The 17059-nt window shown below is 47.1% G+C and carries 10 protein-coding genes and 1 pseudogene; 5 read left to right on the top strand and 6 right to left on the bottom strand.

Translation table 11 applies throughout. The annotated features are described in order from the left end of the window. Positions 1–250: Uma2 family endonuclease (locus tag JGK20_RS23100; protein ID WP_293232307.1), on the top strand; the 250-nt coding region annotated here is incomplete at its 5' end. Between the two features lie 78 nt (positions 251–328). On the opposite strand, the gene JGK20_RS23095 is transcribed toward JGK20_RS23100, so the two are convergent. The 4 genes from JGK20_RS23095 to JGK20_RS23080 form a co-directional block, all read right to left on the bottom strand. After that, positions 329–3031, bottom strand: coding sequence for a zinc-dependent metalloprotease (locus tag JGK20_RS23095; RefSeq protein ID WP_293232305.1), 2703 nt, complete (start codon positions 3029–3031; stop codon positions 329–331). A 588-nt stretch (positions 3032–3619) separates the two neighbouring features. Beyond that, positions 3620–7201 carry a hypothetical protein gene (locus JGK20_RS23090; RefSeq protein ID WP_293232303.1) on the bottom strand — a complete coding sequence of 1194 codons (3582 nt, stop codon included), beginning with the start codon at positions 7199–7201 and terminating at the stop codon, positions 3620–3622. Between the two features lie 420 nt (positions 7202–7621). Next, complete coding sequence (locus JGK20_RS23085; protein WP_293232301.1) at positions 7622–7819, bottom strand: hypothetical protein; 198 nt, start codon at positions 7817–7819, stop codon at positions 7622–7624. A gap of 40 nt (positions 7820–7859) precedes the next feature. Further along, a complete protein-coding gene (locus tag JGK20_RS23080; RefSeq protein ID WP_293232299.1) occupies positions 7860–8705 on the bottom strand; it encodes a hypothetical protein in 846 nt (281 codons plus the stop codon). Positions 8706–8744: 39 nt separating this feature from the next. Here JGK20_RS23080 and JGK20_RS23075 point away from each other — a divergent pair, with 39 nt between their 5' ends. After that, positions 8745–9317: a hypothetical protein gene (locus JGK20_RS23075; protein ID WP_293232297.1), complete on the top strand. Its 573-nt coding sequence runs from the start codon at positions 8745–8747 to the stop codon at positions 9315–9317. 62 nt (positions 9318–9379) lie between these two features. Further along, positions 9380–12391: a CHAT domain-containing protein gene (locus JGK20_RS23070; protein ID WP_293232295.1), complete on the top strand. Its 3012-nt coding sequence runs from the start codon at positions 9380–9382 to the stop codon at positions 12389–12391. A 42-nt stretch (positions 12392–12433) separates the two neighbouring features. Here the strand turns inward: JGK20_RS23070 and JGK20_RS23065 are convergent. Both JGK20_RS23065 and JGK20_RS23060 read right to left on the bottom strand, forming a co-directional pair. Next, positions 12434–12541 (bottom strand): annotated as a pseudogene (locus JGK20_RS23065) (DUF433 domain-containing protein); the annotation flags it as partial. 21 nt (positions 12542–12562) lie between these two features. Then, positions 12563–12790 (bottom strand): DUF4926 domain-containing protein, encoded by a 228-nt coding sequence (locus JGK20_RS23060; protein WP_293232293.1) that lies wholly within the window; start codon positions 12788–12790, stop codon positions 12563–12565. Between the two features lie 181 nt (positions 12791–12971). Here JGK20_RS23060 and JGK20_RS23055 point away from each other — a divergent pair, with 181 nt between their 5' ends. Both JGK20_RS23055 and ppc read left to right on the top strand, forming a co-directional pair. Then, entirely contained in the window at positions 12972–13196 is a 225-nt protein-coding gene (locus JGK20_RS23055; RefSeq protein ID WP_293232291.1) for a hypothetical protein, read from the top strand. A gap of 305 nt (positions 13197–13501) precedes the next feature. Then, positions 13502–16621: a phosphoenolpyruvate carboxylase gene (gene ppc / locus JGK20_RS23050; protein ID WP_293193959.1), complete on the top strand. Its 3120-nt coding sequence runs from the start codon at positions 13502–13504 to the stop codon at positions 16619–16621. Positions 16622–17059 lie beyond the last annotated feature (438 nt).

The raw sequence follows: 17059 nt of genomic DNA, 5'->3' as shown, positions 1-17059 counted from the left end.
GGATGATTACCGCATCAAATTGAATGAGTATGAAACTTTAGGAATCCTGGAGTATTGGATTGTTGATTATGCAGGGTTGGGAGGCGTTCAGTATATTGGTTCTCCAAAACAGTCTACAGTGACAATCAACCGCTTAATCGATGGTGAATATCAGGCGCTGCGATATCAAGGAGAAGCCATTATTGTTTCTCCAACGTTTCCTCAGTTGGTATTGACGATCGCTCAAATTCTTGCCATGACAGAAGTTTAGTGTTAGCAAATTATTTGTAGAATACTCTGTATTGCCAAAAAAATACTAAGATCCGAACCCGGTTTCTGGACACCCATATTAATTCGACTGAATCTGTGCATTCAAAACCTTAGAAATTCGCGCATCCTCAGGTGTACTGGTTTTTCGCAGCACCATTCCGATTAAAATCGCCAAATGTTCCCGCTGCAACGATCGCCGAAAAGTCGAAATTTGCATCTTCTTGGACGGCTGCAAAACCTCTTTCCAAATATCGTTTTGCAAAGTATCGAACAATTCTGGTAATTTCAAAGCGCTTTCCGGCGCAGATTTTAACTCCGCATCCCGCAGTCTCGCCAGCCGCACTGGAGATAGCAACACTCGCAGCACAAATCGCTGCATAAAAGTAATTCGATCGCCGATCGGGTAATCTAGAGGAAACACCAAAGCCGGACTTCCCCAGTGCTCCCAGCGCGCAGGCGCTAATTTATTTAGCAAATCCGGCGCAAAACTAAACGCATCGCTTGCAAATACGTACTTATCCAATGTTGCTAATGCTTCTCTTTGCTGCGAAAGCTCGATCGGCACAAACGGCAATTTTCCCTTCGCATCTCCCGGGCGAATCCGACTAAACGACTGTCCGCCGACGTACAAAGTAGCATTCATCACCTGCTGAAAATAATACCCGAACACCGAATCAAACATCACCCGCAGTTCGTTATAACCGTCTTCCCCAACCGGAATTCGCTTTTCTAAACGCTTCCACATTGCCTTAGCATTATCCAATTGCCATTGCGAGTACCTCAGCATATTGTTACTGAGATCGAAGGCATTTGCAGCGGGATCGAGATTGTCAACAGTATCCTCATCCGGCGCATAAGCTAATTGCGGTTCCCCCGCGCGACTGGCAATTTGTTGCAGCGCTGGTAAGTCGCTGTTGGGGTTGGCGCCACCAAGAACTTTGTAACCGTACTCGATCGCCCAATCGTCATAAGGCCCTACAATCGTCGGATAATAATCGCCCTGTACAGTTCCCTGCGGTGCCAAATTAATCGGCAGGTAATCCATCACCGACGCCACCATACCTTGGGCGCGAGCTACCTGAGTATTGTTCAAATCCTCCGGTTGCAGCATTGTACTGCCGTGAAAATTGTGCCTCAAACCAAGAGTGTGACCGACTTCGTGTGCAGTCAAATTTCGGATATAATCATTAACATAATTCTCGAGTACCGGACTGCTAGGCGCTGCATTGTCCAGCAGAGACATCGACATTGCTCCGATCGCAAATTGCCGGCTCGATTCCAACCCAAAACACATATCCGAACTCAGCATCAACCGCGATAAGGGCGATCGCTTTTGTTCTTGATATCTTTCCACCAAAGTGGGCAAATCATCAACAATTCCACCCGGAGAATTCTCCCCGCTGCTTTTGCCTAAATCTGCATTTTCGAGCATCGGCAAATAGCGAGAATACATCCCGAACTGACAGGGATTGGTATTAGAGCCGTTTCGGCCTTGAAAACTCTTTGCTAGCGATCGATTTTGTTCTACCAAAGACCGATATCCCTGTTTGATTAGCCGGACAATATTAGCATCCAACAAAATATCAGCATCCAAGATTTCCCCGGTTAGCGGGTTAGTGCGAGACGGCCCGAGTCCGGCAAAATCTGACTCAAAAGAACTCGACCACCTAATAGTATTGTAGCGGACATCAGCCGGATCCCATTTAGCATTGTCCGGCATTTGTTTGACCTGAATTGCCTCTGTAAAACCTGCTTTTTCAAAAGATTTGTTCCACTCCAAAATGCCATCGCGAATTGCATTGCGGTATTCTAGAGGGACATTATTTTCAATCCAAAAGACGATCGGCTGCACCGGAGGCGACATCGGCGCCGTCGGGATTTGCTTTTGCAAATGCCAGCGATTGATGTAGCGCACAAAAGGCTCCCGACTGCTCTTGTCAGAAAAGTCTTTATATGCTGTCAGAAAATAGCCGACTCGCTCGTCTGCAAGTCTGGGGCGGTAGCCGTTATTGAGAGGCACTTCCGAGAAACTGTAGTGAATGCGGAGGTTAAAAGCCCGACTGTCAGGAATCGAAGGTAAATAGTTAACTGCACTGTCATTATCGCTGGAAAAACCGTAAATAGAAGCAATTTCTACATTCAGCGGAAACGCTTTCACATCTTTAAAATAAGATTTGTCTTCATCGATCGAGTAAGCAGCACCCAAAATCGCCGGCAAAATCGCTTTAACCCCCGGTAAGTCGCGCTTTTCGCTCATCAGCAAATCGCCTAAGTCTATCAGCAGAGTTTGCCTTTGCGGATGAAGGCTTTTGAGTGGTAAAGAATAGAGAATCGACTCGCTAAATGCCCTTTCCACCGAACCCGCTTGCGGGTCGCCCGGACGAGTGCGAAAATAGATATTCGGTATGACAAACTCGACGTTATTTTGGACTCGCCGCAGTTGAAACAAGAAATCGCCGATCGGCAATCCGCTCAAAATTCCCCCTTCCCCTAAACCTGATGCCAATGTGACGAAACACAGAAACTTTTTATCCAGTTGCTGCGGTTTAATTTCTAGATAAACTTTATTAGTTGCCAGATTGCGGTAAAGGGTAAACAGTCCTTCAAACTTTTGCGCGTCTTTGACAACTTGCTCGAAGGGTTGCAAAGGTTGTTGTTCGCTGCTGGGCGGCGGAGTTGATAAAGCAAAAGGTAAAAATAAACCTTTATACAAACTAAACAGGAAAAATGCTAGAGATAATATAAAAAATATTACAGGCAGATTTTTGCGGGGATTTTTCATCAGTTTGTTTCTGCTAACTTCCGAAAAAAATAATCTTTTCATGTTCAGTGTCCAGTTGCAGGAAAGAAGTGTTTTGAGATAGTCGCATCCCAGGATTAACGATTGAAATAACAATCATTAATATTGCTGAACCCGCCTTTACAATAAGATTTAAATCCTTTAAATTCTAACAACAGCTAGCGATAGTTTTATCCTTGACGAGGGTGGTGACTAGAAACCGGGTTTCTCTGAGATTTTTGCGTTTAGTAATGAGAAACATTCGTAGAAACCCGGTTTCTGAGATCTGCCGTGGGGGCTAGAAACCGGGTTTCTACGAGATTTTACGACGAGTCACGAGAAATCTTCGTAGAAACCCGGTTTCTGAAATCTGCCGTGGGGGCTAGAAACCGGGTTTCTACGAGATTTTACGACGAGTCACGAGAAACATTCGTAGAAACCCGGTTTCTGAAATCTGCGTGCGTCTAGGAGTATTTTCCCCGCTATCTCCATCGAACATAACAGACAATCTAGATACCCACTAGCTTACAACTTCTCCCAATCTCCCCCTCTCCCAATCTCCCCCTCTTCCCTCTCCCCCTCTCCCCCTCTCTACTTCTTCACAGGCCAGGGAATCATCGGATCTTGAGCCAAGCGCTTGGAAACTGCAACAGCACCATAACGGTTGAGGTGGCTTGGGTCAGAAAAAGATTCCCGTGCTTGGGGCAACAATAAACTATTATCTCGGAAAATTAGTCCGGTTTGAGCTGCTAATTGTTGCATATATTGCCGGAATTCTTGTTCGTAACCTGTCCGCACCGGATCTAAATAATCGGCAGTCAGAGGCATATTGACAAACACGAGATTGATGTTGCGAACTTTGGTAAATTCGATCATGTTTTTGAGCGCTACAGTTTGTTCCCCTGTCAATTTAAAATCTTGATAGTCGGTGTCGTAATATCCAGATACTTTGGCGTGTTTCTGAAAGTAAGTATCGGGATTGAAGCGGATGTCGATCGGCAAAAAGCCGTTTGGTTGAAACTCGCTGGGTGCTTTACCCGCAGCAGTTAGCTGGGCGTTTTCAGTGGTTTGTTTATCGTCGTCGGCTGCGGTTTGGGGGCTTTCGGTGACAACAGGGGCTGCTGGATTCGCGATCGATCGCAAAAATCCTTTCAGCCGATCGCGCTTTTTGTAAGTTGCAGAACTATCCACCAACTTTTGACTCAGAAATTGTTGAACATTCGCTTGACTTTGTTCCAAATTGTGCACCAATTCACCAGCAGTCGCGATCGGATTTTTGGCAGTTTCCTTAGATGTTGGGGATTCTAATGGATTGGTGCGGATCAGAAAACTACCCCGAGCCAATTGTCTGTAACCTTCGGAAGAGGCGATCGCACTAAAAGTCAAATCCGGCCGCCCGCTGTTGAGAGCCCTCGCCCCGTCCGCCAAAACCAGTAATTTCGGCAATTGTTGCGGTGGCAAAATCCGGCGGACGATCGAATCTACCACTTGCAGAGTAGCTCCGTTCACCCCAAAATTGTAAGCCTTCAGCCCCGGATAGCCTCCAGCAGCCAAAGCCGTTTCCAACACCGCCGGGTCGATGCCCCGCAGCGCCCTAGAACTCCCCACTATGAGAATATCCGGCGGTTTTTTGTGCTGGCGGATGTACTCTTGGTAGCGCGCAATCTGCTCGTCAAGCTGCTCGCTCCTCAAACTCGGAAACACCGGAGCAGCCGAAACATCAGCTACAGGAACGCTAGTATTTCCCGGTTTCGTAAACCCAGAACCGTTGAAAGCCTTTTCTTCACTCGCGGACGGCGATGCTTGTAAAGGAATTTGAGGCAAATTCACTTCTTGAGACTCGGGAATCGGGACTGAAGAGCCAGAGGGAGAGGGAGAATCCGGATTCGTGAGAGAGGCTTGAACGTCGCTCTGAGGCTTGGGGGATGAATTTTGACAATTTGGGCCGTTGCAAACTTCGGAGGCTCTAGGAGCTTGACTAACCGTCGCAGATTTAAGAAATAGACCCAGCAACCAATCGGTATTGAAGGTGATCAGACAGCCGGCGATCGCCCAAATCAAAGCCATTCCCGCCGCGCGATCGGCTCTCACGCCTCCCGGCGCAGCAGCATTCATTGACAAAGCGTCGTTGGGAACAAACAAACCCGAAGCAACAAGCGGCTGCACCACAGCTTGAACCAACTGCTCGCCCAACTGGTAACCGGGGAGTCTAATTTTGAAGCGCGGCCGCGAGGAGTCGGGTGCGGGAGCATCGAACACCAAATTATCGCCCAGAGCAGAAAAACTCCCATCTGCCACCGACGGCGCAAACTCCGGCACCGTTTCCTTAGACAAGACAGCCTGTTGCGAGGGAGCCGATGCGGTTGTTGGTGCTAATTCCCCGTCAACCGCCATTTTGAGATCGATACCGTAGCGCCACAGGGGCATTTTCTGACCGGCGCGGCGCCCGTAGACTCGCACAAGAGCCACTCCCGGAATTTGTAACTGCCGCAAGAATTTAGCCACCGGCGGGCCTACCTTCGACTGAGCAGGGCAACTCAGAGCTTCAGTCATGACATGGAGCACGTTGGCTTTGTGCAGCGCCACAGCCCGAATCCCTCCGGTTTCCAGCTTGCGGTTGAGATTGGGATTGAGAAACCTGTTGAGCAAGAAAGTCAAGGCTAATTGGTCGCCCTCGGCTGCCAATATCCTCGGGTTTGGAGCTAAGTCGGGGTGGTGGGCTGCTGGTAAGTCTATCCAGTCAATCCACACCGGCGACTCCGGCTCGGTTGTGCTGTCGCTGGCCGGTTCTACGCCGTAGAGGGTAGCTGCGCGGATGCCTTGGGGCGCGAAGGATGCTAACAAAGGGGCGATCGCATCGGTGGTTTGCTGTTTGTCAGGGTATTCTTGTCGTTTGGGTTTTTGTCCTTTTGTGACTGTTTTGCTGCAAAACAGGTGCAGAGTTGCTTCTTTGAGGGTGGCTCGCACTTCGACTGTTGATGTCGCCAGGTGTTGGTTGAGCAGTTTGGCGATCGACTGTACGTCTCCCCAGCGGGCCCATTCCTTGAGGATTGTGTCCGGTGGCGTCAAATCGACTCGCAGCACCCAGTCTGGCTTCGATTCGCCTGCAACTTGGCTGCCGATCGCAGCTTCCCGGAAGTCCTCTAGTTGCAGTTTCCGCAGCCTAGCGGCGATCGGTTCTGCTAGCAAGGAGGGTTCGGGGCTGTAAGCTGACTCGCACAGCACTAACAGCCGCCGTTCCTTGGACTTGAGAAGTTCTGGCGCATTTGGGTGCTGGGTTTCCCGGCTGCTTTTGACTTCTTTTTCGCGAATGCTGACTTTCACCGAAACACCCATCGGCCCGAGGATTTCGCTGAGATAGCTGGCGATCGCATCTGGATAGCCCCGCCGCGCCAAAGTTTCCGCTGAAACGGTCAAAGTGCCGCCGCCATCACTGTCACCGGAGCCTGTTTCGGGGGATTGAATCAAAGCCACCGCGCCGCGACTTGCCTGCTGCTGCGTGGATGTTTGCGGTGCTGGCGCAGAAACGGGGGGACTGAAAGCTTCCCGAGTTGCCGAAGTGTCGATCGTCACTGGGGAAGTTTCAAAAACTTCTGGATATTCAATCCGGGAGGCCGTGGGGAAACTTTCAGTATCAAAATCCATTTCTTCCCGCACCTGAGGCATTGGTGCCGGGGTTTCTACCTGTGCTGCTTTTAGTTTGAGGTTGCGGTTTTCATTTTTGAATCTGTCGAAGAGTCCGCCTTTTTTACGACTTGTTGGCGGTTCGCTGTCGGGGGGACTCGCTAGTGGTGGCACTTCGGAAACTTTTGGTTCCGGTTCCGGTTCCCGTCGCTGTGGCTGTGGCTGTGGCTGTCGCTGTTTGCCACTGCAATCGAGCCGGACAGTCCAGTCGTTTTGTCGGGAACCGAGTTTGCGGCCGCACAGAAACAACTGGTAGATTTTAGTTCGATCGGGCAGGAGTCGCGTTAAATCAGTTTGTTCGATCGCGCTTTTAAATCTCGCCGTCACCAATTCCTGAGACGGACACAATTGCGCTTCGCACAAAATATGCAGGTGATTTCCGCGCAAACGCGCTTGTACCTGCACCTCGGGCAGTCCCAAAGCTTTTTGCGCCCACTGCGATGCGGGCGATCGATTGTCTGCCAATATACTCCCGTTCGCATTCAACATGGGACTTTAAATTTCGTCAAGGCTGGTTTCGTCTTATAGAGATAGCACATTTCGTCCGTATTTTGGCACATATTAGGCTGCATTTAAGCGAAGTCATCTCGATTCACATTCGCCCGGGGGAGCGTTCAATCTGACTTGTTTACTTTGTCGAGGAATGTAGGGAAGGTTCAAGGATTGGCAACGATCCACCAAGAGACGACATAGCCCACCAACGACATCTTCATGTTTGGCTGTGGGTTCATTCAGGGGCATGGCAACTCCATTAACTAGCTCGAATGACCTGCCGGAGTCGTCATCCCAGTTGAGAAATTACTCGAAGGAAAGGGTTTTTTGGGCGATCGCAATCATTGATATTAACCTTGTGCGTAGGTTGACTCTCTGTTGTCTGTTTGTAGCTTAACGTGGCTCTTGTAGGGTGCGTTAAGGAAGTATAGCGTAAACTTTGACACCTCTTGTCGCTTTTACTGCCCGCGTCCTGGTTTGCAATCTACGAAACCTAATGCTTCTGTGCCCTTGAAAACTGGCGATCGCCATTTCGATCGTTGCTGCGATCGGATATTCAATTTCCGCAGCACGCGCGATCAAAGCCGCTTGAATTCGTTCTGGCAAACGTTTCAATTGGATTAGATGGCTTCTAAAAGATAGGAGCGCGATCGATTCAAGGGTTACGCTTCGGACGACTCAAAATCAGTAGTTGGACTCGCCCATCTCCAGTGTTTACTGCCAACAAAGGTGGATGTTGATCAGGCTTGGTATCCCGTGGCATGGCAGGAAACAGGTAAACCCAGTTACCGTTTTCGATTAGTAGTCGCCAAACACGATTTTGGGAAGTGTTATTGGTTTCTCGTCCACGAATCGCTTCAAATTGCTTGACATCTCCAATAATTCGGGAACCTTTGAGAGAAGGATCAGTGATCAAGTCATCTAGGTTACGTCCTAGAGTTAGTTTGTCGCTAGGGCTAACCAAAGTTACCATTGGTTGAGTAGAGGTTGAGTCTACAGCGTCCCGAAATGCGTCAGCAGTACCATGCCACTGAGCAAGCTGAAACAGAGCCGCCAAGATCCAGGCAACGATGATCAGCTCACGCCGGAACGGATCGGGGAAAAGATTCGTCAACCTGCGTAGGAGTCTTAGCGGGAAAGATTTGTGAACCTTATCAACCAACAAATAGAGAGATGCCTTTTTGCCAGTTGGTTGGTTTGATAGTTTAGGAATTTGAACCAACCACAAATTCAAGTGGATGAGCAATATTGTAATAATTGCTACTAACAATGCCTGGAAAATTTTCTCTAAATCACCTAATATTACTTGTATGGGTACTAGGAGGAAAGATTCTGTAGGAAGGTTCAGGGTGGTCACTTCGAGTTCAAAGAAGCCAAAGTAAGCCCAACGGTAGACCCAGCCTGTAAAGTATAAAAAAATGCCAAAGATTCCGATGAATCCGGCAAAAGCAGCAAGTGGTGAGATCGGGTCTTGAGGCTGAGGTGACATGGTAAATTTCAAAAGCTACGTTGGTTATAGCTCATTACAGGAGACTTTTGTATGCACGCTAGTGCTATTTTGAAAGCTTTGATACTTGGTTTAGGAGTAGTGAGCATCGGGTTTGCACAGGTGCACCCAGTGATGCCACAGGCAGTGAAACTGGCCCAGGTACAAAAAGCAGTAGACGGAGTAATTGCTGTATCATTGCCAGAAGAAGCGACTGTGTACTTGAAAAATAAGGTCTCAATGACGGGAAAGGTGACTGGATTGAACTCAAAATCTCTTGAAGTTTCTCGTGACGGAGATTCGAGGTCAGTGGAAATTTCCCAAGTACAGCGAGTGGAATTTAAGCGGGATGCATTGGTATATTCCAATGACGGAAACCGCAGAATTCGGGGAGAGAATCAAAAACTACTAACGCCACCGCCTTGGGAAAAAGTACCTTTAGGTGCGTTTCAAACTTTAAATCCTCAAAAGGGTTTGATAACAGTAGATTTGCGTGGTGTGTTACCACCACAACGATTACGCGGGGTCGTATCTATGGCAATAGCCAGTGACTACATAGTCGATGAAATTATGTTTACTTCGACTGAAAGAGTGACGGTTAAGGTAACACCATACGCTCGTCGCTAGCTTTAAATGATCTGGTGCATCTACACCAATTCGGCATATTTAAACAATAATAGGATTTGTGAATGAACAGGTCTCTCAACATTTTGCTAGCATTGTCTATCAGTGTCGCTCCGTTGCTTGTACAGTCAGTTAATCAACCCATTATGGGGCAAAACCATAATTCACAGAGTGAACAAGTCCAACAACTTCTTAATCAAGCACAGGAACAGGTCAATCAAGGCAATGAGCTTGAGGCTATCAAAATTTATGAAAAAGCTTTAGCCATTGCTCGGAGTATTAATGACAAAGAAAAAGAGACAAAAGCGCTCAAAGGGATCGGACTTCGCTATTACAGAGTTGATCAATATACGAAAGCGGTTGACTATTTAAAACAAGCCCTAAAATTATCTAAAGAATTTGGTTATCGTACTGAAGAAGTTTACATTTTAAAATATTTAGCTTGGGTTTATGAAGCGACAAATCAGTACAATCAAGCTCTAGTGCACTACACTCAAACTCTTGCCATTCTCAGAGAGCTTAAGTATCGCTCAAGCGAAGCTGAAGTTCTTAATGATATTGGTGAAACATACATTAATCTTGGTAAGTTAGAAGATGCCATGACTGCCTTTCGTCAAGCTTTACCAATCAGTCGAGAGAAGGAGGTACAAGACCGTGAAGAAGAATTTAAAGCGTTAAAAGGAATTGGTTCTGTATATTTTCTTCAAGGAAAGCCACAGAAAGCTTTAGACTCATTTAACCAGGCGTTATCAATTGCCAAAGCAACAAACAACCGCTCTCAAGAAGCTGAAGTGCTTAACTTCATTGGATTTAACTACCAAAATTTAGGCCAGACTCAAAATGCCTTAGATGCCTTGAATCAAGCTTTATCGGCAGCTCGGCAGGCGAAGGACAAGGTTGAAGAGGTGAATGCACTCATTGGGATGGGTGTGGCTAATTTCAACCGTAGTCAATTTCAAGAGGCTCTGGATACGTTCAATCAAGGACTGATACTCGCTCAAAAGTCTAATGATTCCTTCCGAATGGCTATGTTGCAAAGTTCTATTGGCACAGTCTATTTAATTTTAGGGCAGCCACAGAAAGCCTTGGACTATGCTAACCAGGCATCGGCATTTGTTGAAAAAGGCAGAAATCCCTTACAGCAAGCGACTGTTCTAAAATCTATTGCTTTGATCAATCTGGCTAACGAGAAGCCGAGAGAAGCCCTAGATAGTTTGAACAAAGCTTTGATAATTTTTAAAGACTCCGGGATTCCTACTGCTGAAGCTGAAACGTTAATTTTAATTTCTGGAGCTTACTTTAAACTTGAACAATTACAACAAGCATTATCGTCTTCTCAAAAAGCACTGATCATTTCTAGAGAAATTCGTAATCGCCCTTTGGAGGGCCAAGCTCTAATGATAATTGGTGTGAGCTACAAATCTCTAAAAAAGCCACAAGAATCTCTGCAAGCTTTAAATCAAGCATTACTGATCAGACGTGAACTAGGAAATCGCCTTGATGAAGCTGCAATACTTTTTGGTATGGGCGAAATTTATCGAAATCAAGATCGTTCCGAAGAAGCGATTTCTTACATAGAAAATAGTATGGATATTCTGTTGAAGCTCCGTAGTGGCTTAAGGCGCAACAAACAAGATCAGGTTCGCCGAACCTATTCCGAGAATTTTCAGCATATAACCGGAACTTTAGCAACACTTTTACTGAAGCAAAAGCAGCCGGATAAAGCGTATGAGTGGATTAATCTAGTGGCTACGGCTGAGTTGGCAGACTATACCCGATTAATCAATGCGAGAGTGAGGAATCCCCAAGCTCAACTGGAAATTGAGGCATGGAATCAAAACCATCAACAGGTTGAAAGATTACGACAACAGTTAAATATCAATTCTTCAGAAGATTTATACCGTAAAATTAGTGAACTAGAAGCACAGACGATTCAGCAAGCGGAAGGCATTTACAGCCGTTTTCCTGAAGCTGCCGAGTTGTTTGAAACCAAGGTTACGGATATTAACTTGCTAAAATCATCGATTCCGGCGGGAACTGTAGTGATCCATCCCATCCTGACTACTACAGCAGAAGGGTTGCCCGATACTATCACTATCTTTGTGCTGAGCCGAGAGAAAGGACTAAGCGCAGTTAAACAAATTCCTATCCCGGCAGAATTTGAGGCTATCCTCTCTCAAACCTATTCCCAAATCTCGGATTTTCGCAATGATGAATACATTAGTAATCTGTCAAAACTCTACAATTTGCTAATTCGACCAATTGAAGCAGAGATTCAAAGCACTAATCCCAAACAATTGAGTATTATCCCTAGCGGCAAACTCCGCTATATTCCCTTTGAAGCCTTATTTAGATGTGCTGATACAAGTTGTAATACTCGTGAGGGCGAGTACCTAATTGAGGGCGAATACCTAATTGAGAAGTATCCAATCAGCTACCTAACTCGCCTATCAACTCGTACGCTGGCAGTTAAAGGGAATATTCCTGTTTCTAAACAAGTTTTGGCGATTGGAAATCCTGTTCCAACTGGGAAGCAGGCACTAGCTGATGCTGAAACAGAAGTCAAGCAGATTGCTGAAATTTCACCCGGAAGTAAAGCACTGATTCATGACAAAGCGACGCTAAAAGACTTCAAACTTCTGGCTCCTAAGTTCTCCCGATTACATTTGGCAACCCACGGCTGTTTTCAAAAGGGTGGATGTCCGAATTTAGATATGGAAGAAAACACACTCCTGTTTGCTGAGCAAAAGCTTAACATTGCAGATGCTGCTTTGCTGGGGTTAGAAAAAGTGGATTTGATTACCCTCAGTGCTTGCCAAACAGCCCTGCAAACTAACTCCAACGGGGAAGAAATCGCCGGACTTGCGTACCTCTTTGAACGCGCTGGGGCAAAATCTGTGATTGCTAGCCTCTGGAATGTGGAGGACAAAACGACCCAAGATATTATGGTGCATTTCTACAAAAACTTAAACCAGGGAATGAGTAAAGCCGAAGCACTGCGTCAAGCTAAACTCAGCCACATCAAGGATCCTCCCGCAATGTGGGGCCCCCTGATTTTGATTGGGGATGCTCGGTAGTAGGAGTGTTGCTGTCAGAACTTCCTTGATACGATCAAATTGTCATGCGGCTAAAACGGGATGATCGATTTTGCGGACTGCATAGAGAAGCGCAGCTTTAATATCGTCAAGTTCCAAGTCTGGCAATTCTTCGAGAATTTGCTCAATACTCTATAAAGTATTATTTGTAGGCTAGACGTAGGCAGGAAATGGCTCATAAACAAGTTGCATAAGTTTTTCTGAAGGAACAGTTTCCATTGCATAGGTATTGCCTTGAGCATCGGCAAAATATACTAGATAAGCGCGATCGTCAAAGCTCATCAGAATCGTGCCAACTTGTCCAGGCCGGAGCAAAATTGGCCCAGAGGTTTCTTTGTGGATTGCATTAATTTCTTCAGTCAAGGCAACAACATCTTGCAAATAGCCGATCGCCCGTTTTGACCTAATTTTTCTATTTCAGCCCGATCGACTCTACGCGCGATCCACACGCCACCAATTCTTGGAAAAACACCCGAGCTTGCTCCAATCTAGGGTACAACGAGGCAACAAAACCCGGGCTAGCCTGTAAACTGAAGATTGCAGATGGAAACAGGAGAAATTTATGTCCTCGGAAAACCAAGACTTGCCCAAAAATCAAACACCTCACAGTCCAAAATTGCCAATTCCCTCAGATATTTTATTGAGCTTGGCCGCCTTACCCATGCTGGGCGGGTTGCTGGCGGCAAAAGCTGCTGCTGAGTTTGTTGGGTCGATCGGCATTGAAAGCGAAGAAGTCTTTCGGGGTTCGCGCCTCCCGGTACTCAACTTTCCCCAGTCACAGGAGTAGCAATCTCAAGGCCAGTTCAACGCTAAATTTTTTGACCAAAAAGCTTGACAGCCGATAGAATCCGTGCTGTTAAAATTTATATTTGCTTCCAGCTTCTCCATCAGTGGTTTCGCATCGCAAGATTAGTTGCAAAACACCAGGAAAGGCAGGCCCGGTAGTCCAAAGCACGATCGTCATGAGTCATCCGCAAGCACAAATCGCAAATTGTATCAGATGTCTCAAATTTGACTGCAAATAAAAATGTTTTAGGTGAAACTAAACAATACAATTTTCTAGACACCCGCAGCTATTTGAGGAACAGCCCGATGAGTTCAGTCCTCCAGTCTTCAGAACAGGCTATTGATACACCATCTATTCCCCATTCTGCCCCTTACTCAAAATCAGACCTGTTTCTACGCAATCGCCTCAAAGTAGTAGAGGACTTGTGGGAATCGGTGCTGCGACAGGAGTGCGGGCAGGAATTGGTGGATTTGCTCCAACAAATGCGATCGGTCAATTCGGCCGAGGGACAAGCCACTCACTTTCGCGAGTCGAATGTCCTACAGCTAATCGAAAAGCTTGATCTCAACGCCGCCATCCGCGCCGCTCGTGCTTTTGCACTATATTTTCAGTTAATCAACATTGTCGAACAGCACTACGAACAGCGAGACCAACAGCTAGCTTACACTGGCAGTAACGATGCTGGCGGGCGGATGTTTGCTAAGCTGCCGGGACAAGCAACGGATGCGCCCGATCGCCCGCGGCACAGGGAAGGCCCGGCCCAAACAGCTCTGAGCAAGGTAGACAGCAGCGAGGCGATCGCCAAAGACGCCGGAACATTTCACCAACTGTTCCCGATGCTACTGCGCTTGAACGTACCCAGCCAGCAAATCCAGCGCTTGATCGATCAGTTAGACATCCGCTTAGTATTCACCGCCCACCCGACGGAAATTGTCCGCAACACGATCCGCACCAAGCAGCGGCGGATGGCGAAGATTCTCCAAAAGCTAGACCAAGTTGACGAGAAATTTCAGGTACTCGGGGCCGACTCAGAAAGCCCCTACCCGGTGTCTTCCTGGGAAGCTGCGGCTCTCCAAGAGCAACTCATGGAAGAAATTCGCCTTTGGTGGCGCACTGACGAACTGCACCAGTTCAAACCGACTGTACTTGACGAGGTGGAATACACCCTGCACTACTTCGACGAAGTGCTGTTTGATGCTATTCCCGAGCTATACCAACGCTTAAAGCAAGCGCTGCACGCTTCTTTCCCTTACCTGAAACCACCTAGTTACAATTTTTGCAAGTTCGGTTCTTGGGTGGGCTCCGACAGAGACGGGAATCCTTCTGTCACCCCAAAAGTTACTTGGCAAACTGCTTGCTATCAACGCCATTTAGTGCTGTGCAAGTACATCAATGCGGTGAAGCGGTTGAACGAACTTTTGAGTTTGTCGCTGCACTGGAGCGACGTATTGCCAGAATTGCTCGAATCGCTCGATCGCGACAAATCAGAATTTCCCGAGGTTTACGAGCAGTGGGCGATCCGCTACCGTCAAGAGCCCTATCGGTTGAAACTCGCCTACGTACTCCAGCGACTGGAAAATACGCGCGATCGCAACTGGCGCCTCTACAAAGGAGACGAGTTGCAGCGGGAGCGCGAAGCCTTATCGGAACATCCCGGAATGAGCGGCCTTTATCGATCGGGAACCGAGTTTTTGACCGAATTGCAGCTCATCGAGCACAATTTAATCGAAACCGGTTTAAGCTGTCGGGACTTGGAAAATCTGCTTTGCCAAGTAGAAATCTACGGGTTTAATTTGGCTTACCTAGATATCCGCCAAGAGTCAACAGTACACTCCGACGCTTTGAGCGAAATTGCTGAATACTTGCAAATTTTGCCCAAGCTTTACAATGAAATGTCTGAAGGCGATCGAGTGATATGGCTAGCAACAGAACTGCAAACTCGCCGCCCATTAATTCCCGCAGAATTGCCATTTTCTCCCAAAACTTGCGAGACAATTAATACCTTCCGCATATTGCGGCAAATGCACCAGGAGTTCGGCCCGGAAATTTGCGAAACCTACGTCATCAGCATGACCCACGACCTCAGCGATATGCTGGCGGTTTTGTTGCTAGCAAAAGAATCAGGACTTTACGATCCAGCGACCGGAATTAGCAGCATTCAAGTAGTCCCATTGTTTGAAACAGTGGAAGACTTGAAAAAAGCGCCAAAAGTAATGCAGGAGGCATTTGAACTGCCAGTTTATCGGGCTTTATTAGCCGGAGGATACGCCCAAGAAACAGCCAAACCAAGCGAACAAAATCTAGACTGTCCAATCCGAAAAATCAAATTGCAAGAAGTGATGCTGGGCTATTCGGACAGTAATAAAGATTCGGGTTTCCTCAGCAGCAATTGGGAAATTCACAAAGCTCAAAAAGCTTTGCAAATGGTTGCGGAAAAGCACGAAGTAGAATTGCGAATTTTTCACGGCCGTGGCGGTTCGGTAGGGCGAGGCGGCGGGCCTGCTTACAAAGCGATTTTGGCTCAGCCCGGAAAGAGTATCAGCGGGCGAATTAAGATTACCGAACAAGGCGAGGTTTTGGCTTCTAAATATTCTTTGCCGGAGTTGGCGCTTTACAATTTAGAAACCGTGGCGGCGGCGGTAATTCAAGCTAGTTTGCTGCATACAGGTTTCGATGGCATCGACTCTTGGAACGAGATTATGGAAGAGTTATCGGCGAAATCGCGATCGCACTACCGTAATTTAATCTACGAACAGCCAGATTTAGTAGATTTCTTCCACCACGTTACCCCGATTCAAGAAATCAGTCAGTTGCAAATTAGTTCTCGCCCAGCCCGTCGCGGCGGGAAGAAAGACATCAGCGGTTTGCGAGCAATTCCGTGGGTGTTTAGCTGGACTCAAAGCCGCTTTTTGCTGCCTTCTTGGTATGGTGTCGGCACAGCTTTACAAGAGTATTTGCTGGAAGAACCGGAAGAACACATGAAACTTTTGCAGTATTTTTACTTGAAATGGCCGTTTTTTAGAATGGTAATTTCCAAGGTAGAAATGACATTATCGAAGGTGGATTTGCAGATTGCAGAACACTACGTGCGGGAGTTGGCGTTACCGGCAGACAGAGAGCGATTTAAGGCTTTATTCGAGCAAATTGCTGCCGAATTCTACTTGATTCGTAATTTGGTTTTAACTATTACCGGACACCAGAGTTTGTTGGATGGAGATCCATCGCTTCAGCGTTCTGTGCAATTACGAAATGCCACAATTGTGCCTTTGGGTTTGTTGCAGGTTTCACTGCTGAAGCGATTGCGGCAACATGGTACTGGCGGAGTACCCGGTGTGATTCACTCGCGTTACAGCAAGGGTGAGTTGTTGCGGGGAGCTCTGCTGACGATTAATGGTATTGCCGCCGGGATGCGGAATACGGGCTAAAAAACAGGTTTGTAGTGAGGACTTCAGTCCTGCTTTTTCCGAGAACAAAAGTCCTCACTACGAACAGATTTTACAAGGTTTGTAGTGAGGACTTCAGTCCTGCTTTTTCCGAGAACAAAAGTCCTCACTACGAACAGATTGTATAAGGTTTGTAGTGAGGACTTCAGTCCTGCTTTTTCCGAGGAGTGGGTGCCTCTCACGCAAGTCGAATATATCGGTAGGGGCGAAGCATGACCGCAGACAATAGGAGATGATAACTAATAACTTATATGCGGTCATGCTTCGCCCTCTTCCTTGCGCCAGATGCACCCCGAGGACTAAAGTCCTCACAGATTTTACAACCCACATTCCGCAGATGTGGGTCGGATTTTTTTATCAGTTGTGAAAACTTGGAAGCCAAACGCTTTTGGGCTGAAATTATGCAGTGTTAGCCTTACA

Origin of the sequence: Microcoleus sp. PH2017_05_CCC_O_A, assembly GCF_020738785.1 — a bacterium.
In the GTDB taxonomy this organism is placed as follows: domain Bacteria; phylum Cyanobacteriota; class Cyanobacteriia; order Cyanobacteriales; family Microcoleaceae; genus Microcoleus.
This window is presented reverse-complemented; position numbering and strand designations above follow the sequence as displayed.

Coding starts and splice junctions, on each gene's coding strand:
- JGK20_RS23090 (WP_293232303.1), bottom strand. CDS start 7,201: ATGTTGAATGCGAACGGGAGTATATTGGCAGACAATCGATCGCCCGCA.
- JGK20_RS23075 (WP_293232297.1), top strand. CDS start 8,745: ATGCACGCTAGTGCTATTTTGAAAGCTTTGATACTTGGTTTAGGAGTA.
- JGK20_RS23095 (WP_293232305.1), bottom strand. CDS start 3,031: ATGAAAAATCCCCGCAAAAATCTGCCTGTAATATTTTTTATATTATCT.
- ppc (WP_293193959.1), top strand. CDS start 13,502: ATGAGTTCAGTCCTCCAGTCTTCAGAACAGGCTATTGATACACCATCT.
- JGK20_RS23055 (WP_293232291.1), top strand. CDS start 12,972: ATGTCCTCGGAAAACCAAGACTTGCCCAAAAATCAAACACCTCACAGT.
- JGK20_RS23070 (WP_293232295.1), top strand. CDS start 9,380: ATGAACAGGTCTCTCAACATTTTGCTAGCATTGTCTATCAGTGTCGCT.